Genomic DNA, 22165 nt, shown 5'->3' with positions numbered 1-22165 from the left:
CAGATGGATTTTGCGATTATTTTAATTTTAATACTTTCAAACGGAATATTTGCGATGTCGGAAATCGCAATAGTCGCCGCATCAAAATCAAAGCTTTCAAACGAAGCCAAAAAAGGAGGCAAAAGAAGCGCGCAAGCCCTGAATCTTGCGAAAAATCCCGACAAATTTTTCTCCACCGTCCAAATAGGCATAACGCTGATTGGAATTTTGACGGGCATATATTCGGGAGACGCGCTCGGCGAAAAATTCGCCAAAATTCTGTCAAAAACGCCTATCCCCGACGAATACGCCCTGTTTGCCGCAAAAGCGGCGATAGTCGTTGGCGCGACATTTTTTACGCTCGTCATAGGCGAGCTTGTGCCCAAAAGGCTTGGGCTTGCCTACCCCGAAAAAATCGCAAAAATCGCCGCAGTTCCAATGTCCGCCCTCTCGAAAGCGATGTCGCCATTCGTATTCGTTTTAAGCAAGTCAAGCGGCGCAATATGCAAAATTCTCGGCGTGGATTCGGCGCGAAACAAAGTGACCGAAGAAGAAATCAAAATGATGGTTGAAGAAGGGACGGAAAACGGGGAAATCCAAAAGATAGAGCGCAACATTCTAAACCGCGTGTTTTCGCTCGGAGACAGGTTCGTCTCTTCAATAATGACGCCGCGCAACGAAATCGTGCGGATTGAGGCGGACGCAACTGCCGCCGACATAAAGAATATCGTCTCAAAATTTCCGCACGCGGTCTATCCCGTCGCAAACGGCTCTTTGGACGATATTTTGGGAGTCTTGTACCTTGAAGATTTATTCGGCGAAATTGAAAACCCGTCATTCAACTTAAAAGACAAAATCTGCCCCGCGGTATATTTCCACGAAAACACAAAAGTGTACCATGCTCTCGAAGAGTTGCGTGCAAAACGCCAGAAATACGGCATAGTATGCAACGAATTCGGCGTTACGCTTGGCATTGCGACTTTAAACGACATAATAGACGCCCTTTTGGGCAATATGCCCGAGCTTGGGGAAGAACCTGAAATAGTGCAAAGGGACGACAATTCCTACTTGGTTGACGGGCAGTATTCTTTTTACGATTTTTCAATTTTCTTCAACCTCGACGAAAAGCCGCGCGACCAGTATAATACGGTGGGAGGCTTGATTTTGGCGCAACTTGGCAGAATTCCCAAAACGGGAGAAAAGCTGAAATGGAAAAATTTTGTGTTTGAAATCGTCGATATGGACGGAGCGAGAATAGACAAAATACTCGCCAAAAAGACGGAATTAAAGAAAGATGCGGAAGCCGCTTTTTGAAAATCCGCACCACTTAACGAAAAATTCACATTTGCCTTATAATATTTAAATACAGCGGACTTATCATTGCCCTCAAATTTCAGCCGAAATGTTTTCGGAGAAATTTGAATAAACAATGAAAAAGAGTAATATTGTAAAATTGATACTAACCGCATTTGTTTTCGGCGCGTCAAATTTTGCTAACGCGCAAGACAAAGCAACATTGGACATTCTGGTTTCAAAGGGAATCATCACGCAAGACGAAGCCGGAAAAATCCTGAAAAGCTCCTCCATACAAGTCAAAGCGAAGGAGAAGGAAACCGTAAAGCTCACATTCTCGGGCAGAATACATGAGCAGTTCATGTGGATAAAGTCCGAAGCAGACGATCCCTTCTACAAAGATACAAGCACCAAAAGCGGTTTCAGAATGCGCCGTATGTATCTGGGAATGGCGGCAGAGCTTGCAAACGGATGGTCGGGAAATCTCGTCTTGGATTTGGCAAAAACAACCAATAACGGCGCAAACTATCTCGACAGCGTAACAATATCAAAAAAAATCGACTGGGAATTTTTAAACGGAAAACTCGACGTCGGATATAGGAAGGTAAACTTCGTATTTGAGGAAAACACCTCATCGTCCAAGCTCCTATCCATTGAACGTTCCCCCGCAACGCGCTACTTCGTCGAAGGACAGAGTTCGGGAACAAAAGGCAACATCGGCTTCGGCAACCGCTACACGGGAGTTTTCTGGGACGGCAAAGCCGACGCCGTAAAAGGGCTCTCGTATTCGTTTGCCGTCACAAATCCGCAAAACTATGCCATAAAGCCCAACAACAGCGGAACTGACAACACGGTAAACCTCTGGGCAAGCGTCAACTATAAAAACGATGCCGATACCTCGATTGGCAAGCTTAAATACGAAATAGGATTAAACGCGGGCTACGGAATGGGCGCAAACATAACAACCGACGTCTATTCCGACAACGGCTATATCGTGGGCGCAAATCCCTATTTCAAAATCACGCTCGACAACTTCACCCTCTGGGGCGAATACATGATGGCTAACATTCAATACGGCAAAAAAGACGCGGCGGGAAATTTCCAAGACGCGACTCCGCAAGGCGTAAATGTCGGCGCGGAATATAAATTCGACTGCGGATTTATCGGACAAATAGCTCCAACAGTAAGATATTCGGGGCTCTTTACCGACGGGCACGGCGCAAAGATTTCAGACACCATAAATTCGGCGGCAAACGTAAGCTCGGGCGGTTCCGACTACTATAAAAATGCAAACAGCATATTTGCCGGCATAAACTGGTACATCGATGGCAACAGCGTCAAGCTTCAAGCGGGCTATGAATACGCAAGATTTTCAGGCTCTCCGTCAAATGAAAGCTTCGCGTCCAAGAGCGCGGACGTAAACGCCTTCCGCACACAGCTGCAAATTCTCTTCTAAGCGATATTAACAAAAAACTAACAATATCCTCATACGCAAAAAACAATAATGCGCAAAAATAGAAGGACAAAATATGAAAGTTAAAAAATTACTCGCAAATATTTTAATTTCGGCACTTGCGCTTGGAGCCGCAAAAGCCGACGAAATGATGATTAACGGAGCGGGGGCATCTTTCCCCGCCCCTGTTTACCAGATGTGGAGCTACCTCTACACCCACAGCCAGAACGCCGCAAAAATAAATTACCAAAGCATCGGCTCGGGCGCGGGATTAAACCAGTTGAAGTCCGGCACAATAGACTTCGCGGGTTCCGACAATCCGCTCACGCTCGAAAGCCAGAAAGAATTTGCCATCAAGCAATTCCCGATGCTGACGGGCGGCGTTGTTGTAATTACAAACATTCCAAACGTAAAAAGCGGTGAGCTCAAACTCGACCGCAAAACCCTCTCGCGAATTTTTCTTGGAGAAATAAAAAATTGGAACGACGCAGAAATAGCGAAACTTAACCCAAGCCTCAAGCTTCCCGACTTGCCGATAACCGTCGTGCACCGTTCGGATTCGAGCGGGACTACCTTCATATTCACGAACTACCTTTCAAAGATTTCAAAAGACTGGAAGGAAAACATTGGCGAAGGCAGCTCCGTAAAGTGGCCTGCGGGCATCGGCGGGCAAAAAAACCCGGGCGTATGCAACAACGTAAAGAAGATTTCAGGCTCCATAGGCTATACCGAATATACTTACGCGCTTGAAGCAAAACTCGCCTGCGCCACGCTCGAAAACGCGGAAGGCAAATTCGTCGAGCCGAACTTAAAGACCTTTTCCGCGGCGGTGGAATCCGCAAACTGGGCGGACGCAAAGGGCTTTTACATGGTGCTTACAAACCAGGGCGGCGAAAATTCGTACCCGATAATGGGAGTGACATACATACTCTTCCCCGAAAACTGCGGCGCGGAAAAGAAATCTGAAATGTTCAAGTATTTCAACTGGTGCTTCAATTCGGGAAAAATCAACGCTGAAAAACTGGGCTATGTTCCCATTCCCGAAAGCGTCGTAAAGCTTATAAGAGACGAAATTTTCAAATAAAAATGAAAATATCGGCGGATTTCATTTTCAAAAAGACATGCAGGCTGTGCGCATTTGCGGTGCTGATTTTCATAAGCGCGTTCTTCGTACAGCTTGCGCTGTCTTCTTCTGAAGCATGGAAAGAGTTCGGGCTTGACTTCATCGTATCGGGGAAATGGAACCCCGTCACGGAGGAGTTTGGCGCGCTAAACGCCATTTTGGGAACTCTGATAACCACGCTCATCGCTCTTTCCGTCGCACTTCCCCTCGCATTCGCGCTCGCGCTTTTCATCGCCGACGCCCCCGAAATAATTGCAAAACCCCTCGCGCACGCAATAGACCTGCTCGCCTCAATACCGAGCGTAATTTACGGCATGTGGGGGCTTTTTGTAATCTGCCCCGTAATGCAAAACATCGTCCAGCCGTTTTTGATTGAGACATTGCATTTCGGAAAAATTCCGTTTTTCGGAACACAAGGCAACGGCTTCGGATTTCTCACGGCGGGGCTTATTTTGGCGGTCATGGTACTGCCGTACATCTGCGCCGTAATGAGGGACGTTTTCAAGATGACGCCCCCCATGCTAAGGGAATCCGCATTCGGCATCGGATGCACGCGGTTTGAGGCGGCAAAAGACATAATCGTAAAATACGGCAAAAGGGGCATTCTCGGCGGAATTTTCATAGGGCTCGGGCGCGCGCTCGGAGAAACGATGGCGGTTTTGTTCGTTATCGGAAACTTCATGGGCGCGCCCTCTTCCCTCATGGGAAGCGGAACGACAATAGCCTCCACAATCGCGAACAATTTTGCGGAGGCCGACGGGCTGCACAAAAGCGCGCTGTTTGCCCTCGGGCTAATACTGCTTGCGATGTCGCTTTTCATACAGGCGGTTTCGCAGTACTATCTACATAAAACAGATGCAAACTCAAATTAAGATGCAAGACTTAAAATACAAAAGCTTGTTTTTCAGAAAACTCAAAAACGGGCTTTTTTCAATTTTTTCATTTTTCGCAATCGCCGCCTCGCTGTTTCTCATAGGTTGGATTTTGTTTGAAATAGTGAAAAACGGAGCGGGCGCAATTTCATGGGATTTCCTGACAAACCCCTCAAAGCCTTACGGCATACCCGACGCGGGAATTTCAAACGCAATCATAGGCACGATTTTGATAACATTGGCGGCGGCGGCAATATCCATTGCGCCCGCGATGCTTGCAGGCATATATCTTTCGGAGTTCGGAAAGAACAAAAAGCATGCCGACATAATACGCTTCGGGGCAAACGTAATGATGGGCGTTCCGTCGATTTTGGTCGGGCTTTTCGTTTACATGACGGTAGTGGTTCCAAGCGGGAATTTTTCGGGGCTTGCGGGCGGAATTGCGCTTGCTATTATTATGTTCCCCATAATAATGCGCACCACCGAAGACATGATGGCAATGGTGCCGAACCATCTGAGGGAAGCTTCGCTTGCGCTCGGCATGACCAAGGCGCGCTCTACACTTTGCATTGTCTGCCGCTCCGCGAAAAACGGGCTTATAACGGGGATACTGCTTGCAATCGCAAGAGTCGGAGGCGAGACTGCCCCGCTTTTATTCACCGCGCTATTTTGCGACGGAGCAATCCAAAATTTCTTCACAAAGCCAACAGCAAACATGCCCGTTCTCATAGCGGAATACGCAACAAATTCGCCGTTTGAAGAAATGCACAAATCCGCATGGGGAGCATCGCTTATCATAATACTCGCAATTCTCGCAATCAACATTTCAACCAGAATTTTATTAAGGGAAAAGAAAAATGGGCATTAAAATCAGCGCTCAAAACATAAACTTCTTCTACGGTCCCCACCAGGCACTATTTGACAACTCCTTGGACATAGAAGAAAACAAAATAACCGCCGTCATCGGCCCTTCGGGGTGCGGCAAATCGACGCATCTTAGAATTTACAACCGAATTTACGAGCTTTACCACGACCAGAGAGCGGAGGGAAAACTCCTTATAGACGGCAAAAACATCCTTGAAAAAGACGTGGACCTATTGAAGCTGCGCAGGAAAGTCGGCATGATTTTTCAAAAGCCTACGCCATTTCCGATGTCGATTTTCGACAATGTCGCCTACCCCCTCAAACTCCACTTCAACCTAAGCAAGAAAGAAATTTCCGAAAGGGTCGAAGAGGCGTTAAGGGGCGTTTCGATTTGGGACGAAGTAAAGGACAAGCTCAAAAAGAGCGGGCTTGCCCTTTCGGGCGGCCAGCAGCAAAGGCTTTGCATCGCCCGCACAATCGCAGCCCGTCCCGAAATTCTTTTGATGGACGAGCCGACATCTGCGATAGACCCGATAGCGACATTAAAAATAGAAGACCTGCTCTTAAAGCTGAAAGAGCGGTTCACCATTGTGATTGTCACCCACAACATGCAGCAGGCTGCACGCATTTCCGACAACACGGCCTTCTTTTACAAAGGCAAAATAATAGAAAGCGGCTCAACAAAAAAAATTTTCACAAACCCAGAAAACAAAAAAACCGAAGAGTACATCACGGGACGCTTCGGATGATAAAAAAAGGATTTTTATGAGAGAACACTTCACAATGGAAATTGACAGCCTGCAAAAGCTTCTGCTTGAAATGTCGGTAAGCGCGGGCGTATCAATCGTAAAAGCTTTGGACGCAATGCGCGAAAAAGACGCAGAAGCCGCAAAAGATGTTATTGAAAACGACAGCGGCATTGATTTAATGGAAGTCAAAATAGAAGAGGAATGCCTGAAAATCATCGCCCTCTACCAACCCGTGGCGAAAGACTTGCGCACAATCGTGGCAGTTCTTAAAATCAATGCGGAGCTGGAGCGCATTGCTGACTTCGCCTCCACGATTGCCCGAAGGGCTTTGGACATTTCAGGCATTGAAGAAAAAATTGCCGAAGAAATCGACTTTGCGGAAATGCTAAAACTTGTTTACGCGAACTTTCAAAAAGCGATGGGATCTTTCATCGAACGCGACTGCATTGCCGCTCTCAACGTAATTCGCGCAGACGACGAAGTTGACAAGATGCACCGCGAAAATTTTGCGAAAATCACAAACCTGATAATAAAATACCCGAACTTCACATCTTATTATCTGGATTGCCTGAGCGTCTCCAAAAGCCTCGAAAGGATTTGCGATATTTCAACAAACATAAGCGAAAACCTAATCTATTTGGAACAAGGCAAAATCATACGCCACAGCCACCTTTAAAAGACATGTCAAAAGAAAAAATACTGATTATAGAGGACGAAGCCCCAATACGCGAAATCCTCGAAATGGTTTTAAGAACCAACGGCTTTTCAAACATAAAAACGGCTTCCGACGGCGAAACGGGGCTTAGCCTCGCGTTTTCCTACAAGCCAGACGCAATCCTGCTCGACCTGATGCTTCCCAACATCGACGGACTCGGAGTATGCAGAAAAATAAGGGAAAATCCGCAAACAAACGGAATACCCATAATAATGCTCACCGCAAAAAGCGGGGAAAGCGACATAGTTTTGGGTCTTGAACTCGGCGCGGACGACTACATCACAAAGCCGTTTTCAAACAATGTGCTGATTGCGCGGCTTAGAACGCAGCTGCGCAAAAAATCGGAGCCTGAGAAACCGTCCGACACAATATCGTACAAAAATCTTTCCATCGACCGCTCAAAGCATAGCGCGGTTTTGGACGGAAAACCCGTGGAGCTTACATACACAGAATTTGCAATACTCGCCCTGCTTGCAAAAAACGCGGGCAGAGTATTCTCTCGCGACGCCCTGATTTCGGGGGTACGCGGAGAGGAATATGCAGTTACCGACCGCGCAATCGACGTCCAAATAGTAAATCTTCGCAGAAAGCTCGGCAGTTTCGGCGCAAATATCGAAACCGTCCGTGGAATAGGCTACAAAATGAAGGAGGCGTAAAATGAAAAAGCGCAACCTGACCCTCGCAGTCATTCCCGCCGTAATAACCGCCATTGTTTTCATAGGGGTAATATCACTATACTTGCAGCTTAAAAGCTTTAAAAATTCCTATTTGGACGAAGCTGAAAACGTCTTAAAAATCCAGGCGGAACAAACATTGAGCGCGATTATCCCGATTATCGAAGAAAAAAAATTTGAAAAGCTGCAAGACTACTGCCAGAAATTTGAAAAAGTCCCGCTTAGAATAACAGTGTTTTCCAAAGATGGGAAAGCCATAGGAGAATCGCAAACCGACGACGGCAACTTGGGCGACCATTCCGACCGCCCCGAATTTAAAGACGCCCTCGTCGGGAACAAGGAAACCGTGGTAAGATACAGCGCAACGCTGAACATGGAAATGATTTACTATTCGTTGGCGTTTTCCGCAGGCAAAGAAAAGTACGTCCTGCGGCTTTCCATCTCCACCAAAAGCATGTCGAATTTCATTTCCCACTCCAAAAGAAACATATTTTTTGCGATGGTTTTCGGCGCCGCCCTTTCACTTGCGTCAATGAGCTATTCTTACCTGAAAGTAAGGATACCGTTTGACATGTTCAAAAAAAGCGCGGTTGAAATCGCGAACGGAAATCTTGAAGCCGAAATATACGTCCCGCAATCGGGAATACTGACCGAGCTTGCCTCTGCCGTAAGCGCGATGTCAAACCGCTTGAAGCAAACCATCAAAACGCTGACAAAACAGCGCAACGAAAGAGATGTAATTTTCAACGCCATGAGCGAGGCGATTTTGGTAGTCGCGCCCGACGGCAAACTTTCGTCGTGGAACAAGCCCGCATCGCAGATTTTCGGCATTAAGCAAAGCCTAAAAAACGCGCACATTGCAAACTGCTCTTCGGAAGAGCTTATAAAATATGTAAACGATGCCTTCAAAAACTCCCATGCACCCGAACGCGAGATAGCCTACGTTTGCCCCGATAAAAAATTCACCCTGCTTCTGCGCGGAGTGTTTCTTGAAAACAACGGCTCAAAAAACCTCTTGATTTCAATTACCGATTTGACAAACCTGCGCAAGCTCGAATCTTTCAGAAGCGAATTTGTCGCAAATGTTTCCCATGAAATAAAAACCCCGCTTACGGGAATTTTGTCGGCATCGGAGCTTTTGGAGGACATTGCCTCGTCGCCCGAAACTTCAAAATGCGTAAAGATATTGAAAACGCAGTCCCAAAGGCTTAATTCGCTTGTGGACGACATATTGAGCTTATCGTCGCTTGAAAGCGCGTCGCCTTCAAAATACGAAAATTTCAAAAGCGAAAACCTTGCGGACATAATAAGGGAATCCATTGCAATTTGCCGCGACAAGGCTTCCCAAAAAGAAGTGTCGCTCAATTTGAAAGAATGCGAAGACACGGAAACGAAATGCGATAGAAAGCTCTTGGAGCAAGCTATCACAAACTTGATTTTTAACGCGATAAAATACAGCCAAAGCAAAGACGTCGATATCTCTCTTTCACGCTCGGCAAACAACGCCAAAATAACCGTAAAAGACTACGGCATAGGCATTGCAAAAGAACATGCCGAAAGAATTTTCGAGCGTTTTTACAGGGTTGACAAGAACAGAAGCAGGGAGCTTGGCGGCACGGGGCTTGGGCTTGCGATAGTAAAGCATGTCGCATGGCTGCATGGCGGAGACGCCTCGCTAAAAAGCGAACCCAAAAAAGGCGCGGAATTTTCTATTTCAATCCCGATAAAATAAAAGGCATTCAAAAAAAAGCGCGGAAAAATCCGCGCTTTTTTAATTTTATCAAAACTCGCTTTTTATAAGGGCTGCGCAGTCGTTTTGCAGCTCCTCAAAAGCGTCCATCAGATAAGTTGCGGACGGGAACACATCGTCGAGCTTTTTGTTCTTCATCGAGATGATTTCGTAGGCAATCAAGTTCTTTATGTCTTTCAATAATTCAATTTTTGCCTCTTTGTAAGCCACGGAAGAGCCTTTGTTCTTGCTCCTGAACGAAGTTATTATTTTGTTCAAATCCCGATAGTTTGAACTGCGCGAATAAGAGTTTTGGTGAATTGCGTTCGATAAATATGTATATTTTTGCTTGAATTCCTTTAAACTCGTTGAAAGCTCTATCAGCTTGTCGGTCTTTATCTGCGTCCAATCTTTTATGTTGTCTATTCTGTACCCGAAATCGCGAGAGCCTAATTTTTTGTTCTCCGATGGATTTTTACCCAGCTTTTCCCCCTTTTCAAGATAAGAAAATTCTATAGAGTGCGACAAAACGCCGACAATGTTTTTTGTCTTTCGCGAATAAATCGGGCTTCCGCTATGCCCGTTTTGCACATTGCAGTTATGCTCTACAATATCAGGTCCGACGGATACAACTTCGCCCATGGTATGCAGCAAAGTTCCCCCGCCCATGCTGTTGCCGCAAATTACAACCTTGTCGTAAACCGCCAAATTCTTTGAAACGTCCTCTTCTATCGGCAAGGCGATGCACCCTTCCGGAATTGAGTTTATGGGAAGAATGAACACATCTTTGCCCTTCGAGAAAAAGCCCGTCTTTGGCATTTTAATTTCGACTCCGCTCATAGTCCTGAAATTCACTTCGCTTTCAGACTGCATGACGTGCATATTTGTAACTATAAAGTTGCGGTTTTTTATATTGGCAATAAATGCGGTGGCAGCGGAATTTTTTGAGTTTGCAACCAATATCGCATTTATCGCGTCATACTCCTTGCCGTTGATTTCAACAGGCATTTTCACGTCTTTATTTGACGATGCAACAGTCTTGGACGAAGGCGAACGCTTCAAGTATTTTTCCCCGCCGACCTCTTCGATTTTGGATTCAATTTTTTTTATCGCGGCGTTATAAACCGAAAGCCTGCGCTTCAATGACGATATGAGCTTGTCTTTTTCGTATTCGGACAGCTCTGCGGGATCGACATCCAAAAACGGCAAGTCATAAAATGCCGCCTTTCGGATATAGCCCGCGTCAAAATAGTCTTTTGAGTCTTCATCTGCGTAGTCGGAATTTTTGTACGGGCTTCGCGGAGCAGTTTCAGAAGAATCTTTGTCTTTTCCGCTTGGCGGTTTTTCCATGGAAGCTTCTTCTTGATTTTCTTCATCGCCTTTACCTTTATAAGCGGAACTTGACCCGCGGGCGGGAGTTGAGGGAGACGGCGCATCTATCGACACAAAATCTTCATTGTTCAAATTTTCATCATTTTTGCCCTGCGCAAAAGAATATCCCCATGCCGAAAGCAGAATAAACGCCAAAACAAAAATCTTTACACTAAATAAACTTCCCATAATTACCAAATGATTTCAAACTTTGATAAAATCGGAATATGAAAATTTTTCAAGACAAAAAATTCTGCCCGCAACAACGCAAAAAACTCCGAAACAAAAATTTCGGAGTTTTCTCAATTTTGATTTATGAATCAGAACCAGTCAAACATTCCCGAAGTTTTGGGATATGCAATGCCGTGGTTTGATGAAATATTGGTGTAGGTTGTAAACGAAGTGCGGATTTTCGCAAAAACTTCGTCAAGCTGCTTTTCAAACTGCGGCCAGCTTGCCTTCAAATCTATTATTGCCTGGGTAGGATTTGAACGGTACGAGCTTAAAAAGCTCTTTATGTCAGACTTCGCCTTTTCGAGATTAATCGCATACATCTGCTTTTCGATTGCGGCAAAATCTTTCCAGGCATCGACATTTTTCTTGTAGGCGTCCTGAAACTTTTTGGGGCATGCGTCCAAGTTCAAGGTTTCAGCCGCAGTGGAAAGCTGCGCGATTGACGAGCAGTTTGCGGACAGGCTTGAATCGACTTTCAGCACCTTGTCGATGGCGACTTGTTCGGTGGTTTGGGGAACGCTCGAGCATCCGCCCAAAACAAACGCCGCAACAGATAATAGCAATGTTATTTTTTTCATGTTTTCCTTTCAAAAATCCTTATTAATTTTGCATAGATAATATCGGATGCTTTTTTTATTTTTCAATCTTTTTTTATTCGCACTAAATTCGCGTATTAGTTGAGCGCAAGCCCACGGCGATTTCCGAAATTATGCCCTTTTCGACGTAAATTCTGCGCGTGTGCTTTCTGATTATCGGGCGCATTTTCATAAAAACAAGCCCCGTTAAAACGCATATAACCCCGCCCGCAACCATGACGCCTTCAAGCCCGACATACTTGCCAAGCCACCCGTAAACAAGGCTTCCCGCAGGCGGAATACCAAAAAGGCACATGGTAAAAATGCTCATTATCCTACCCCTTTTGTCCTCATCGACAATGGTTTGCAAAAGAGTGTTGCTCGATGCGCCCACGGCAATCATTCCAAATCCGAGCGGAACGCAAAGCAGCCCCACAAGCCAAAGTTCGCGGCTGAAAGCCATGATAATTTCCGCCGCCCCGAACAAAATGCACGAAAGCATGACAACCTTGCCCAATCCCAAAACGCTCTTGCGCGCGGCAAGATAAACCGCGCATCCTATCGCGCCGACTCCGACGCAAGACATCAACACTCCGAGAATGGAGCTGTCCTTCAATAAAACGTCCTTTACAAAGGCGGGAAAAACCATAATAAAAGGAACTCCGAAAAAACTGAACGCCGCAAGAAGAATGACAATGCTTCTAAGCGGTATCGACTTCCACATGTAAACAAAGCCTCCTGCAATTTGTCCAAGCGGATTTTTGCCCGTCTTTTCAAGATTCAGCGGCTTTGTCTTTATCAAAAACAGAGCGATTAAAACCGCCACGAACGCCATGGCGTTTACCAAAAAGCAGATGCCCTCCCCGAACGCGCCAATCAAAAATCCGCCTATGGGAGGGCCTATGAGCCGCGTCGCGTTTATTGCTATGGAATTTAAGGCAATGGCGTTTCCGAGATTTTCAGCAGGCACGAGGCGCGAATAAAAAGACTGTCTCGCGGGCGCGTCAAAAGCGCAAACTATGCCAAAAAACAAACTAAGCGACATTATAATCGGAATAGTTATCGCACCTGAAAGAGTGAGAAAAGCAAGTGCGAAAGTTTGCAGCATCACCAAAGTCTGCGTGCAAATAAGTATCTTGCGGCGGTCGAACATGTCGCAGACAAGCCCCGAAAAAGGAGTCAGAAAGAGAGTCGGTATTTGGGCGAGAAACACAACCGTCGAAAACGACACCAAATCGCCCTTAGGGCTTAACCTTAACACGAGCCAGCTCATCGCAATCTGCTGAATCCAAAATCCCGAAAGCGAAAAAAGCTGACCGACAAAATAAATGAAAAAATACTTGGAGCGCAAAGATTTCACAATTTCGGGAAATACGCCGAAGTTGTCGGGGATAAGCTCGCGCGGGCTGCGCTCCCTGTCGAAGGCGGACGCGGGCGTGGGGCTTGGCAAGACTTCGCCAGAAGTGCATTTCTTAAAGTATGTCCCGCCGCCGTTTTCCGCCATTTGGTCTTACATTTTGGGTTTTATGAATTGATGGCATTTAAGCATCATAAAAATATTTCTTCAAGAAAAACATCGGCATACGCCCCTTTGTTTTAAAATATGGTTGCAAAAGGGGCTTTTTTTAGCTTTGATTTTACTTTATATGAATAAAATTAAAAGACCGGTTGTTTTGGTAATTCGCGACGGCTGGGGAGAAAACCACGACCCAAGCCTCGATAAATTCAACGCGATAAAGCGCGCAAATATACCCTTTTGCAGAAGCCTTTCGGCTAATTGGCCCCGCACGGAAATCGCCGCATGCGGCTTGAAAGTCGGCTTGCCCGAAGGAATTATGGGCAACTCCGAAGTCGGGCACCAGAACATCGGCGCGGGCAGGATAGTTGACCAGGAAATCGTAAGAATTGACAAAGGTTTCTCAACAGGCTCCGTCTTGGAAAGCCCCGTATTAAAAAGCGTGTTTGAAAGGCTCGATAACGGCGGCGCGCTCCACCTCTTCGGTCTTTGCTCCGACGCAGGCGTGCATTCGATGCTCCGCCACCTTTATTCCCTCCTTAAAATCTGCGCCGACAAAAAATATTCAAAAGTCTATCTGCACGCCTTCACTGACGGCAGGGACACTCCTCCAACAAGCGGCTTGGGCTTCATAAAGCAGGTTCAGGCTGAAATGGACAAGCTCGGCACAGGCAAAATTGCTTCTGTTATCGGCAGATTTTGGGCTATGGACAGAGACGAACGCTGGGACAGAGTCCAAAAGGCGTATGAATGCCTCGTCGGCAAATCGGCAAAATCCGTAAAAAACGCGGAAGACGCTTTTACATCCTATTACGAAAACCCGATTTCCGAAAACATGTCAGGCGACGAATTTATCCCCCCGACATGGATTGAAGAAAACGGCGAACCCGTAGGCAGGATAAAAGACGGCGACGCAGTGATATTCTTCAACTTCCGCGGCGACCGCCCACGCGAAATGACGCGCGCATTCATAGAAGACGGCTTTTCGGGCTTTGACAGGGGCAAAAAACTCGACGTCTATTTTGCGACGATGACAGAATACAAAGTAGGGCTCTGCCCCAACATACTCTTCCCCAAGCCCCCGAAGATGAAGAACATATTGGGCGAATACATTTCAAATCTGGGTCTTGCACAGTTGCGTTGCGCAGAAACCGAAAAATTCGCGCATGTCACATTCTTCTTTAACGACTACCGCGAAGAGCCGTTCAAGGGCGAAGACCGCATTTTGATAGAATCTCCGCGCGATGTAACCACATACGACCAAAAGCCCGAAATGAGCGAGCCGAAAGTCGCGAAAGCCGCGGCAGACGCAATCCGCTCAAACAAGTACGCCCTCGTAATCGTAAACTTCGCAAACCCCGACATGGTAGGCCATACGGGCAACGAAGAAGCCGCTATCAAGGCTTGCGAAGCCGTCGATAACGGAGTAAAAGAAATCGCCGAAGCGGTTGACGCGGTAAAGGGAGCAATGCTCGTCACCGCCGACCACGGCAATTCTGACCAAATGTACGAACCAAACGCAAACACCGCCCACACCCGCCATACCCTGAACCCCGTCGAAGTCGTGGTTTACGGAGACGGAATGAAAGGGCTGAAACTGCGCGAAGGCGGATGCTTGGGAGACATCGCCCCGACCATTCTTGAAATGCTCGGCTTCAAAAAGCCTGAAGAAATGACGGGGAATTCCCTCATTTCAAAATAGGCAAAATAAAAGCTTATTTAGCGTCGGGCTTGACAAATTTTGTTAAGCCCGACATTTTATGTGTTAAATGAACTACGATGCGGAAATTCCACAAATAAAACGCCTATTGGCAGACGTTGAAGATTTCTGCGCCCAAAATTCATTGACAAAAGACGTTGAGTTTGCCCTGAATTTGCTTTTGGAGGAAATTTTCACAAACATCTGCCTTCACGGCTACAACGGCAAAGGCGGCAAAGTCGATGTCGAGATGTCAAAATCGGGCGGATTGGTAAAAATTGAAATTTCCGACGAAGCTCCGGAATTCAACCCGCTCTCCCAAGCTCCCGCCCCCGACTTAAATTCAAAAATAGAAGACAGGGAAATCGGGGGATTGGGCGTGCACTTCATAAAAAACTTTGCCGATAAAGCCTCTTACAAAAGAGTTTCAAATAAAAACGTCCTCACCATTTTAAAAAACATCGCGTAAATGCTCGAAGTCAAAAATCTGAAAATCAAATTCAATTCCGGCGGCAATTCATTTGAGGCCGTCAAAGGAATAAGTTTTTGCGTGGATAAAGGCGAAAGCGTCGCGGTCGTCGGCGAAAGCGGTTCGGGCAAAACAGTGTCGGCAATGTCAATCACGCGCCTTTTGCCACCCAAGCCGATATGCGAAATCGAGGGGGAAATACTCTGGGAAAACAAAGACGTGCTGAAATTAAGCGCAAAAGAGCTGCAAAAAATAAGGGGGGCAAAAATTTCCTACATATTCCAAGAGCCGTCAGCCTCTCTAAACCCTGTTTTCTCCGTCGGATACCAAATTGCGGAAGCGGTAAAACTGCATTTCCCGAACGTTAAAAACGCAAGGGAAGAGGTCGTGAAATCTCTGAAAGAAGTGGGCATAAGAAATGCCGAAGAACGCTATAACGCCTATCCCCACGAACTTTCAGGCGGAATGCAGCAACGCGTTATGATTGCAATGGCTCTCGCCTGCCGCCCAGATTTGCTAATCGCGGACGAGCCGACAACCGCCCTTGACGTCACAATTCAAAAACAGATTATAGACCTCCTCAAAGACGTCCGCAAAAAGCGCAACATGTCGCTTATGCTGATAACCCACAACTTCGGCATAATTTCGGGACTGTGCGACAGGGTAATAGTTATGTTCAGGGGCAAAATCGTCGAAGAAGGCGAAACATCGCAAATTCTAAAAAACCCCAAGCACCCCTACACAAAAGCGCTTATTTCCTGCATTCCGCATCTTGGGCAGAAGTCGCGCAAGCTTAACTCCATAGACTATTCTTTGATTGAAGCCGAACAATGAAACAAGACGCTCCACTAATAAAAGTTGAAAACCTAAGCGTGCGCTTCGATTTGGGCGGAGGGCTTTTCTCCCGCAAAAAAGGGGAAGTAAAGGCGGTTGACGACGTAAGCTTTGAAATAGGAAAAGGTGAAATTTTGGGGCTTGTCGGCGAAAGCGGTTCGGGAAAAACCACGACAGGCAGGGCAATCATACGCCTTGCTCCGGTTGCAAGCGGAAAGATTTTCTTTGATAAAACGGAGCTTACGGGGCTTTCAAACCGCCGTTTTATGCCCTACCGAAAGAAAATCCAGATGATTTTCCAAGATCCGTTCAATTCTCTCGACCCCAAAATGACGGTGGGAGAAACAATCGCAGAGCCTCTCGACATACATTTTTCGCTCTCGAAAAAAGAGAGGGAAATCCGCATAAAAAGCCTGCTTGAAAGAGTCGGCTTAAATCCCGATTTTGCAAGCCGCTATCCGCACGAATTTTCGGGGGGGCAAAGACAGCGCATAGGCATTGCGCGCGCCCTTGCCGTGGAGCCTGAATTTATCATTTGCGACGAGCCCGTAAGCGCGCTCGACGTTTCCGTGCAGGCGCAGATTGTCAATCTGCTGGAAGATTTGCGAAGGGAGCTTAACATCGCAATGCTTTTCATAGCCCACGATTTGGCGGTCGTCGAACACATAAGCGACAGAATTATTGTTATGACAAACGGTAAAATCGTCGAAGAAGGCGAAGCGGAAGAACTTTGCAAAAACCCCAAGCACCCATATACAAAAAAGCTGATTGCGGCAATTCCGTCTTTTCTATGAAAAATTTTTTTAAAGCTGCGGCAATCGCGTTTTTTTGCATTTCATCTTTCGGCTGCGCAAAGCGCGAAACGCCCGCAGACGCAGGCGCAAAAAACGGCACTCTTCTTGTCGGAAACTCCGCCGACCCCGCCACTCTCGACCCCTCCCTTACGACGGGATTGAATGAATTTAAAATACTCTGCGCCCTCTTTGAAGGGCTTGTCTGCGCCGACACCAAAACCCTTGAAATACTGCCCGCCGCCGCCGAAAGCTGGAGTTTCGACGGCTCTTCCTACACTTTTAAAATCCGAAAAAGCGCAAAATGGTCGGACGGAGAAAAGCTGAAAGCGTCGGATTTCGTATTTGCCTTCAAGCGCATTTTAAACCCGAAAGTCGGGGCAGAATACGCGCACTTTCTCTTCCCCATAAAAAACGCAAAAAGCTTCTTTGAGGGCAAAACAAAAGACTTGGGTGCGAAAGCCATAGACGGCGAAACTCTGAAAATAGAGCTTGAACGCCCCTGCCCCCATTTTTTAAGCCTGCTTTACCACAACGCTTTCTTTCCCCTGCCTGAGCACATCTTGAAAAAATTCGGGGCGGAAGATAAGCGCGAAGGCTCATGGGTGCGCCCAGAAAACATGGTGTCAAACGGGGCTTTCACGCTAAAAAAATGGAGCGTGAACGGCAAAGTGAGGGTGGAAAAAAATCCTCTTTACTGGGACGCAGAAAACGTGCTTTTAAACGCTGTCGAATTTTACCCGATTTCAAACATAAACACAGAAGACCGCGCTTTTAGGGCTGGACAGCTTCACATTACAGACTCCGTGGCGGCGTCGCGCATGGACGCCATAAAGCGCGATATGGCAAAAAACCTAAAAATCGGAGACATGCTCGGCGTTTATTACTACGCGATAAACACCGCCCGCCCGCCCCTAAACGACCCGAAAGTGCGCAAAGCTCTGGCAATGTCTATAAACAGAAAAGCCATAATTTCAAATTTCCTAAAAGCCGAACAAAAACCCGCAACAACTTTCGTTCCGCCGAACGCGTCAAAAGGCTACGCCTGCCCCATATCAATAAAAGAAGATATTAAAGAGGCGCGAAAACTTCTCGCCGACGCGGGCTATCCCGACGGCAAAGGCTTCCCTGAAATCACCATAACCTACAACACGTCCGAACAGCACCGCCCCATCGCGGAGGCAATTCAGGCGCAATGGAAAGAAGCTTTGAACATAAAAGTCGAACTCTTCAACTTGTCGTGGCCTGCCTACCTTGCCGCGCGCAGGCAGGGAGATTTTTTCATAACGCGCGCAAGTTGGGTGGCAGACTACGCAAGCCCCGAGAGTTTTCTTGAAATGTTTTCATCAAAAAGCCCGCTAAACCATTCGGGATGGAAAAATAAAAATTTCGACAATCTGACAGCCTCGGCAATGACAAACGATGCAAAAGTTTCAAACGAAAAATTTTCCCTCGCCGAAAAGCTGATAATTGAAGAAGTGCCGATAATCCCGATTTACTTTTACAGCCGCGTGTTTTTAATGGACGAGAGAGTGAAAAACTGGCACTTAAACCCGCTCGACTACCATAATTTCAAGGGCGTGCATTTTGAGGGGGAAAGCGAAAATGATTAGGTTTTTTCTGCGCAGAATTTGCGAAAGCATACCCGTTTTCTTCGCGATAATAACCGCAACGTTTTTTATGGCGCGCTTTGTCCCGGGTGGACCTTTCGACAAGGAAAAATCCGTCCCGCCCGAAACACTCGAAGCCCTGAACGCCTACTACGGGCTTAATGAACCTCTCGGAAGCCAATACCTTAAATTTTTGAAAAACCTCGCCTGCGGGGAGCTTGGCCCGTCCTACAAATACAGCGGCTGGAGCGTGAACGAACTTATTGCGGAAAAGGCGAAAGTATCCCTTGAACTCGGATTTTACGCGCTGATATTCGCCCTCGCATTCGGGCTTCTTTTGGGCGTTCTCGCGGCGGTTTTAAAGGACAAGCCTTCGGGGAAAATCATCGGGGCGATTTCGCTTGCAGGGATTTGCCTGCCGTCAATGGTGCTTGCCCCCGTCGCAATTTTGCTTTTTGCGATAAAGCTAAAATGCTTCAACGCAATGGGCTGGAATTTCCCGTCCGACGCCGTTTTGCCTTCAATAACGCTCGGGCTTTTCTATCTTGCATGGATAGCCCGCCTTGCCAGAGCCTCCGCAATCGGAGAGCTTTCAAAAGGCTATGTAAAAACCGCCCGCGCAAAAGGCTTGGGAGCGTTTAAAATCTACTTTGTGCATGTGCTAAGAAACGCAATACAGCCCGTGGTTTCCTACTTGGGCCCCGCCGCGGCAGGGCTTCTTACAGGCTCTTTCGTGGTGGAGACGATTTTTCAAATTCCGGGTCTTGGTAAATTCTTCATATCAAGCGCGCTTGACAACGACTACACAATGGTCATGGGCTGTGTTATTTTATACGCGGGTTTTATCATAATTTTCAACCTGATTTCCGACCTCGTCCTTGCGGCGTTAAATCCGAAAATAGCGAAAGGATTTTTTGAAAAATGAAAATTTCAAAATTTGCAAAATCGCTTAAAGGTAAATTCGGAACAGGAGCAATCATTTGCGCCGCATTTTTAATTTGCGCCTTTTTGGCATGCCTTTTTGCCGACTTTACAGCCCCATATCCCTACGAATTGCAGAATATGGACTTGGGAGCCGCTCCGCCAAGCCTTGCCCACCCTCTCGGCACCGACATAATGGGGCGCGACATGCTAAGCCGCCTGCTCTACGGCGGCAGGATTTCTTTCTTTGTCGGGATTTTGGCTACGGCTGTATCAATATTAATAGGGGTTTTCTACGGAATGGTCTCGGGGCTTGCAGGGGGAAAAACAGACTCTCTTTTGATGAGGATTGTTGATGTGATTTATTCCCTGCCATTTACGATTTTCGTAATACTTCTAACGCTTGCTTTCGGAAGGTCAATCTGGCTCATATTTGTGGCGATTGGCGCGGTGGAATGGCTTACGATGGCGCGAATTGCAAGGGCGATGACGCTCGATTTGAAGTCAAGCCAGTTTGTTGAAGCTTCAAAGGCAATGGGGCAAAGCGGATTTGGCATAATATTAAAACACATTCTGCCAAACCTGCTGCCGTCAATCACCGTTTGCGCCGCGCTTACAATGCCAAGCGTTATGCTTTTGGAGGCGTTTTTGAGCTTTCTCGGGCTGGGCGTGCAAGCACCGCTTCCGTCGCTCGGCTCCCTCATTAAAGACGGGGCGGAATACATGGAAGACGCCCCCTGGCTTCTTGTCTTCCCCGCGGCGTTTTTTTCCGCCCTGCTCTACTGCATAAACCTAATCGGCGAAAAATTAACCTTAAAAAAGAGATGAAAATAGCGATAGTCGGAGCGGGAGCGGCGGGTATGTTCTGCGCCGCGAATTTAAAGGGGAATTTCGATGTCGAAGTCCTCGAGGGAAGCGGCGGAATTTTAAGAAAAGTCGAACAAAGCGGCGGCGGAAGGTGCAACATAACAAACTCGCAAAAAAATGTTTCGGAGTTCATAAAGGCGTATCCGCGCGGAGGCAAAAGCCTTAGAAAGCCCCTCATGAGGTTCGGCAATTCTGCGCTTGAAGAGTGGTTTTTAAAAAGGGGTGTAAAGTTTAAAACAGAAGAGGACGGCAGAGTCTTCCCCGAAAGCGACGACAGCTTAACGATAGTAAACTGCCTGCTTTCGGAAGCTCAAAAAAACGGAGCTTTCATACGTAAAAATTTCTCCGTAAAAAATTTCTCAAAAATGCAAGACGGCAAATATATGCTATCCTCAAAAGACGGGGACACAGTGATTGCGGACGCGGTTTTGTTTGCAGTCGGAGGGCGTTGGGAACAAAGCCTAAAAGAAGCCCTTGAAAGAATGTCGCACAAATTCGCCGCCCCCCTGCCGTCTCTTTTCGGCTTTAAGGCGGAAGAGTTGTCCGAATTGGCGGGATTGTCATTAAAAGAGGCATATTTGAAGTGCCCCGAATTCGGCTTTGAAACGTCGGGCGGAATTTTGTTTACGCATGAGGGAATAACGGGGCCTGCGGTTTTAAAAATGTCTTCGCTCGGCGCAAGGGTTTTCGCGGAAAAAGAGTATAAATTAGATTTTATCCTTTGCGTTTTGAAAAATCCCGAAAGTTTCGATTTGTTCTGCAAGGAAGCGAGAACGAAACATTCCAAAAAGCTCGCAAGAAATTTCCGCCATCCCGAAATCCCGCAAAAATACTGGGAATTTCTGCTCGAAAAATCTGGCATATCCTGCGAATGCGAATGGGCGCATTTTTCAAAAGAAAACCAAAAAACACTGCGCTCAAACATCGCGTCTTTAAAAATAAAAACCGATGCAAAAGCCGCAAACACGCGCGAGTTCGTCACAAGCGGAGGTCTTGAATTGGATTGTGTCAACTTAAATACAATGCAAAGCAAAATCCTGCCAAACGTGTTTTTTGCGGGCGAATGCTTAAATATCGACGCATTCACGGGAGGCTACAATCTCCAAGCGGCATGGACAACTTCGTATATCGCATCTTCCGCAATAAACTCCCTTATATGAACCAAGACAAAAAACTCATTGTCGAAGCCCCGTTCGGCGAAAGAAAAATCCTTTTGCACGCCTGCTGCGCCCCGTGTTCGCTTGCCATTTTGGAGTGCCTCATGCAAAGCGGCATCGAGCCTTTCGTTTATTTTTTTAACCCGAACATTTTTCCGAAGTCCGAATACGAACACCGAAAAGAAGAGCTTAAAAAGCACTGCAACTCCCTAAAAATCCCATTTGCCGACGAAGACTATGAGAGAGCCGAATGGAAGGCGGCAACTTCCGATTTCAAGGATGAGCCTGAAAGAGGGGCAAGATGCCTTGAATGCTTTAAACTGCGCCTTTTAAAAAGCGCGGAAAAGACACGCGAACTCGGGCTTAAAGCATTTACAACGACTCTCGCTTCGTCGCGGTGGAAAAGCTTTGAACAAATCTGCATTTCGGGAAAGTTTGCGGAAGAAAGAGTTGAGGGCGTAAAATTTTGGGATTTCAACTGGAAGAAATACGGGCTTTCAGAGCGCAGAATAGAGTTGTTAAAAAGCGGAAATTTCTACAACCAACTCTACTGCGGCTGCGAATATTCAATGAAAACTTCCCCCGCATTCCAAAAAATCCGCGAAAAATAAAAAAATTGCGATTTTTTTCATTTGTGATTTAAAAAAATAATTTCAAAATACTTTCTTAA

Annotated in this window: 21 protein-coding genes; 18 read left to right on the top strand and 3 right to left on the bottom strand. The window is 46.7% G+C overall.

Annotation, left to right across the window (positions count from 1 at the left end; genetic code table 11):
• The first annotated feature begins 3 nt into the window (after positions 1-3).
• The 9 genes from MOX91_RS02585 to MOX91_RS02545 all read left to right on the top strand — a co-directional run bounded on the left by MOX91_RS02585 (position 4) and on the right by MOX91_RS02545 (position 9454).
• On the top strand, positions 4-1293 hold the full coding sequence (locus MOX91_RS02585; protein WP_370396512.1) for a hemolysin family protein: 1290 nt from the start codon (positions 4-6) through the stop codon (positions 1291-1293).
• Positions 1294-1408: 115 nt separating this feature from the next.
• Positions 1409-2728 (top strand): porin, encoded by a 1320-nt coding sequence (locus MOX91_RS02580; RefSeq protein ID WP_370396511.1) that lies wholly within the window; start codon positions 1409-1411, stop codon positions 2726-2728.
• A 73-nt stretch (positions 2729-2801) separates the two neighbouring features.
• Complete coding sequence (gene pstS, locus MOX91_RS02575) at positions 2802-3809, top strand: phosphate ABC transporter substrate-binding protein PstS (RefSeq protein ID WP_370396510.1); 1008 nt, start codon at positions 2802-2804, stop codon at positions 3807-3809.
• A 2-nt stretch (positions 3810-3811) separates the two neighbouring features.
• Positions 3812-4720, top strand: coding sequence for a phosphate ABC transporter permease subunit PstC (pstC, locus tag MOX91_RS02570; RefSeq protein ID WP_370396509.1), 909 nt, complete (start codon positions 3812-3814; stop codon positions 4718-4720).
• Position 4721: 1 nt separating this feature from the next.
• Positions 4722-5588 (top strand): phosphate ABC transporter permease PstA, encoded by an 867-nt coding sequence (gene pstA, locus MOX91_RS02565; protein ID WP_370396508.1) that lies wholly within the window; start codon positions 4722-4724, stop codon positions 5586-5588.
• On the top strand, positions 5578-6333 hold the full coding sequence (gene pstB, locus MOX91_RS02560) for a phosphate ABC transporter ATP-binding protein PstB (RefSeq protein ID WP_370396507.1): 756 nt from the start codon (positions 5578-5580) through the stop codon (positions 6331-6333). Before pstA ends, pstB begins: the two co-directional genes overlap by 11 nt.
• Before the next feature lie 16 nt (positions 6334-6349).
• Positions 6350-7009, top strand: coding sequence for a phosphate signaling complex protein PhoU (gene phoU, locus MOX91_RS02555; protein WP_370396506.1), 660 nt, complete (start codon positions 6350-6352; stop codon positions 7007-7009).
• A 5-nt stretch (positions 7010-7014) separates the two neighbouring features.
• Entirely contained in the window at positions 7015-7704 is a 690-nt protein-coding gene (locus MOX91_RS02550; RefSeq protein WP_370396505.1) for a response regulator transcription factor, read from the top strand.
• Between the two features lies 1 nt (position 7705).
• Positions 7706-9454 (top strand): sensor histidine kinase, encoded by a 1749-nt coding sequence (locus tag MOX91_RS02545; protein WP_370396504.1) that lies wholly within the window; start codon positions 7706-7708, stop codon positions 9452-9454.
• Positions 9455-9502: 48 nt separating this feature from the next.
• On the opposite strand, the gene MOX91_RS02540 is transcribed toward MOX91_RS02545, so the two are convergent.
• The 3 genes from MOX91_RS02540 to MOX91_RS02530 form a co-directional block, all read right to left on the bottom strand.
• Complete coding sequence (locus tag MOX91_RS02540; RefSeq protein WP_370396503.1) at positions 9503-11011, bottom strand: trypsin-like peptidase domain-containing protein; 1509 nt, start codon at positions 11009-11011, stop codon at positions 9503-9505.
• Positions 11012-11142: 131 nt separating this feature from the next.
• Positions 11143-11634: a hypothetical protein gene (locus MOX91_RS02535; protein ID WP_370396502.1), complete on the bottom strand. Its 492-nt coding sequence runs from the start codon at positions 11632-11634 to the stop codon at positions 11143-11145.
• Between the two features lie 82 nt (positions 11635-11716).
• Positions 11717-13135, bottom strand: a complete 1419-nt coding sequence (locus MOX91_RS02530) for an MFS transporter (RefSeq protein ID WP_370396501.1) — start codon at positions 13133-13135, stop codon at positions 11717-11719.
• Between the two features lie 142 nt (positions 13136-13277).
• On the opposite strand from MOX91_RS02530, the gene gpmI reads away from it, so the two are divergent.
• From gpmI to MOX91_RS02485, 9 genes are all read left to right on the top strand, one after another.
• Positions 13278-14849: a 2,3-bisphosphoglycerate-independent phosphoglycerate mutase gene (gpmI, locus tag MOX91_RS02525; RefSeq protein WP_370396500.1), complete on the top strand. Its 1572-nt coding sequence runs from the start codon at positions 13278-13280 to the stop codon at positions 14847-14849.
• Positions 14850-14916: 67 nt separating this feature from the next.
• Positions 14917-15315, top strand: a complete 399-nt coding sequence (locus MOX91_RS02520) for an ATP-binding protein (protein ID WP_370396499.1) — start codon at positions 14917-14919, stop codon at positions 15313-15315.
• The gene (locus MOX91_RS02515) at positions 15316-16149 is read left to right on the top strand and encodes an ABC transporter ATP-binding protein (protein WP_370396498.1); all 834 of its coding nucleotides are present in this window, start codon (positions 15316-15318) and stop codon (positions 16147-16149) included.
• On the top strand, positions 16146-16943 hold the full coding sequence (locus MOX91_RS02510; RefSeq protein WP_370396497.1) for an ABC transporter ATP-binding protein: 798 nt from the start codon (positions 16146-16148) through the stop codon (positions 16941-16943). The genes MOX91_RS02515 and MOX91_RS02510 overlap by 4 nt, the downstream gene beginning before the upstream one ends.
• On the top strand, positions 16940-18553 hold the full coding sequence (locus tag MOX91_RS02505) for a peptide ABC transporter substrate-binding protein (protein ID WP_370396496.1): 1614 nt from the start codon (positions 16940-16942) through the stop codon (positions 18551-18553). Before MOX91_RS02510 ends, MOX91_RS02505 begins: the two co-directional genes overlap by 4 nt.
• Positions 18546-19475, top strand: a complete 930-nt coding sequence (locus tag MOX91_RS02500; RefSeq protein ID WP_370396495.1) for an ABC transporter permease — start codon at positions 18546-18548, stop codon at positions 19473-19475. The genes MOX91_RS02505 and MOX91_RS02500 overlap by 8 nt, the downstream gene beginning before the upstream one ends.
• Complete coding sequence (locus MOX91_RS02495) at positions 19472-20299, top strand: ABC transporter permease (protein WP_370396494.1); 828 nt, start codon at positions 19472-19474, stop codon at positions 20297-20299. The genes MOX91_RS02500 and MOX91_RS02495 overlap by 4 nt, the downstream gene beginning before the upstream one ends.
• Positions 20296-21498: an aminoacetone oxidase family FAD-binding enzyme gene (locus MOX91_RS02490; protein ID WP_370396493.1), complete on the top strand. Its 1203-nt coding sequence runs from the start codon at positions 20296-20298 to the stop codon at positions 21496-21498. The genes MOX91_RS02495 and MOX91_RS02490 overlap by 4 nt, the downstream gene beginning before the upstream one ends.
• Positions 21495-22106 carry an epoxyqueuosine reductase QueH gene (locus MOX91_RS02485; protein ID WP_370396492.1) on the top strand — a complete coding sequence of 204 codons (612 nt, stop codon included), beginning with the start codon at positions 21495-21497 and terminating at the stop codon, positions 22104-22106. The genes MOX91_RS02490 and MOX91_RS02485 overlap by 4 nt, the downstream gene beginning before the upstream one ends.
• The last annotated feature ends 59 nt before the right edge of the window (positions 22107-22165 follow it).

The organism is Intestinicryptomonas porci (assembly GCF_033971905.1).
Lineage (GTDB): Bacteria > Verrucomicrobiota > Verrucomicrobiia > Opitutales > Intestinicryptomonadaceae > Intestinicryptomonas > Intestinicryptomonas porci.
This window is presented reverse-complemented; position numbering and strand designations above follow the sequence as displayed.

Excerpts from the sequence above, each read along its gene's own strand:
- MOX91_RS02585 (WP_370396512.1), top strand. The coding sequence starts at position 4 with ATGGATTTTGCGATTATTTTAATTTTAATACTTTCAAACGGAATATTT.
- MOX91_RS02580 (WP_370396511.1), top strand. The coding sequence starts at position 1,409 with ATGAAAAAGAGTAATATTGTAAAATTGATACTAACCGCATTTGTTTTC.
- pstS (WP_370396510.1), top strand. The coding sequence starts at position 2,802 with ATGAAAGTTAAAAAATTACTCGCAAATATTTTAATTTCGGCACTTGCG.
- pstC (WP_370396509.1), top strand. The coding sequence starts at position 3,812 with ATGAAAATATCGGCGGATTTCATTTTCAAAAAGACATGCAGGCTGTGC.
- pstA (WP_370396508.1), top strand. The coding sequence starts at position 4,722 with ATGCAAGACTTAAAATACAAAAGCTTGTTTTTCAGAAAACTCAAAAAC.
- pstB (WP_370396507.1), top strand. The coding sequence starts at position 5,578 with ATGGGCATTAAAATCAGCGCTCAAAACATAAACTTCTTCTACGGTCCC.
- phoU (WP_370396506.1), top strand. The coding sequence starts at position 6,350 with ATGAGAGAACACTTCACAATGGAAATTGACAGCCTGCAAAAGCTTCTG.
- MOX91_RS02550 (WP_370396505.1), top strand. The coding sequence starts at position 7,015 with ATGTCAAAAGAAAAAATACTGATTATAGAGGACGAAGCCCCAATACGC.
- MOX91_RS02545 (WP_370396504.1), top strand. The coding sequence starts at position 7,706 with ATGAAAAAGCGCAACCTGACCCTCGCAGTCATTCCCGCCGTAATAACC.
- MOX91_RS02540 (WP_370396503.1), bottom strand. The coding sequence starts at position 11,011 with ATGGGAAGTTTATTTAGTGTAAAGATTTTTGTTTTGGCGTTTATTCTG.
- MOX91_RS02535 (WP_370396502.1), bottom strand. The coding sequence starts at position 11,634 with ATGAAAAAAATAACATTGCTATTATCTGTTGCGGCGTTTGTTTTGGGC.
- MOX91_RS02530 (WP_370396501.1), bottom strand. The coding sequence starts at position 13,135 with ATGGCGGAAAACGGCGGCGGGACATACTTTAAGAAATGCACTTCTGGC.
- gpmI (WP_370396500.1), top strand. The coding sequence starts at position 13,278 with ATGAATAAAATTAAAAGACCGGTTGTTTTGGTAATTCGCGACGGCTGG.
- MOX91_RS02520 (WP_370396499.1), top strand. The coding sequence starts at position 14,917 with ATGAACTACGATGCGGAAATTCCACAAATAAAACGCCTATTGGCAGAC.
- MOX91_RS02515 (WP_370396498.1), top strand. The coding sequence starts at position 15,316 with ATGCTCGAAGTCAAAAATCTGAAAATCAAATTCAATTCCGGCGGCAAT.
- MOX91_RS02510 (WP_370396497.1), top strand. The coding sequence starts at position 16,146 with ATGAAACAAGACGCTCCACTAATAAAAGTTGAAAACCTAAGCGTGCGC.
- MOX91_RS02505 (WP_370396496.1), top strand. The coding sequence starts at position 16,940 with ATGAAAAATTTTTTTAAAGCTGCGGCAATCGCGTTTTTTTGCATTTCA.
- MOX91_RS02500 (WP_370396495.1), top strand. The coding sequence starts at position 18,546 with ATGATTAGGTTTTTTCTGCGCAGAATTTGCGAAAGCATACCCGTTTTC.
- MOX91_RS02495 (WP_370396494.1), top strand. The coding sequence starts at position 19,472 with ATGAAAATTTCAAAATTTGCAAAATCGCTTAAAGGTAAATTCGGAACA.
- MOX91_RS02490 (WP_370396493.1), top strand. The coding sequence starts at position 20,296 with ATGAAAATAGCGATAGTCGGAGCGGGAGCGGCGGGTATGTTCTGCGCC.
- MOX91_RS02485 (WP_370396492.1), top strand. The coding sequence starts at position 21,495 with ATGAACCAAGACAAAAAACTCATTGTCGAAGCCCCGTTCGGCGAAAGA.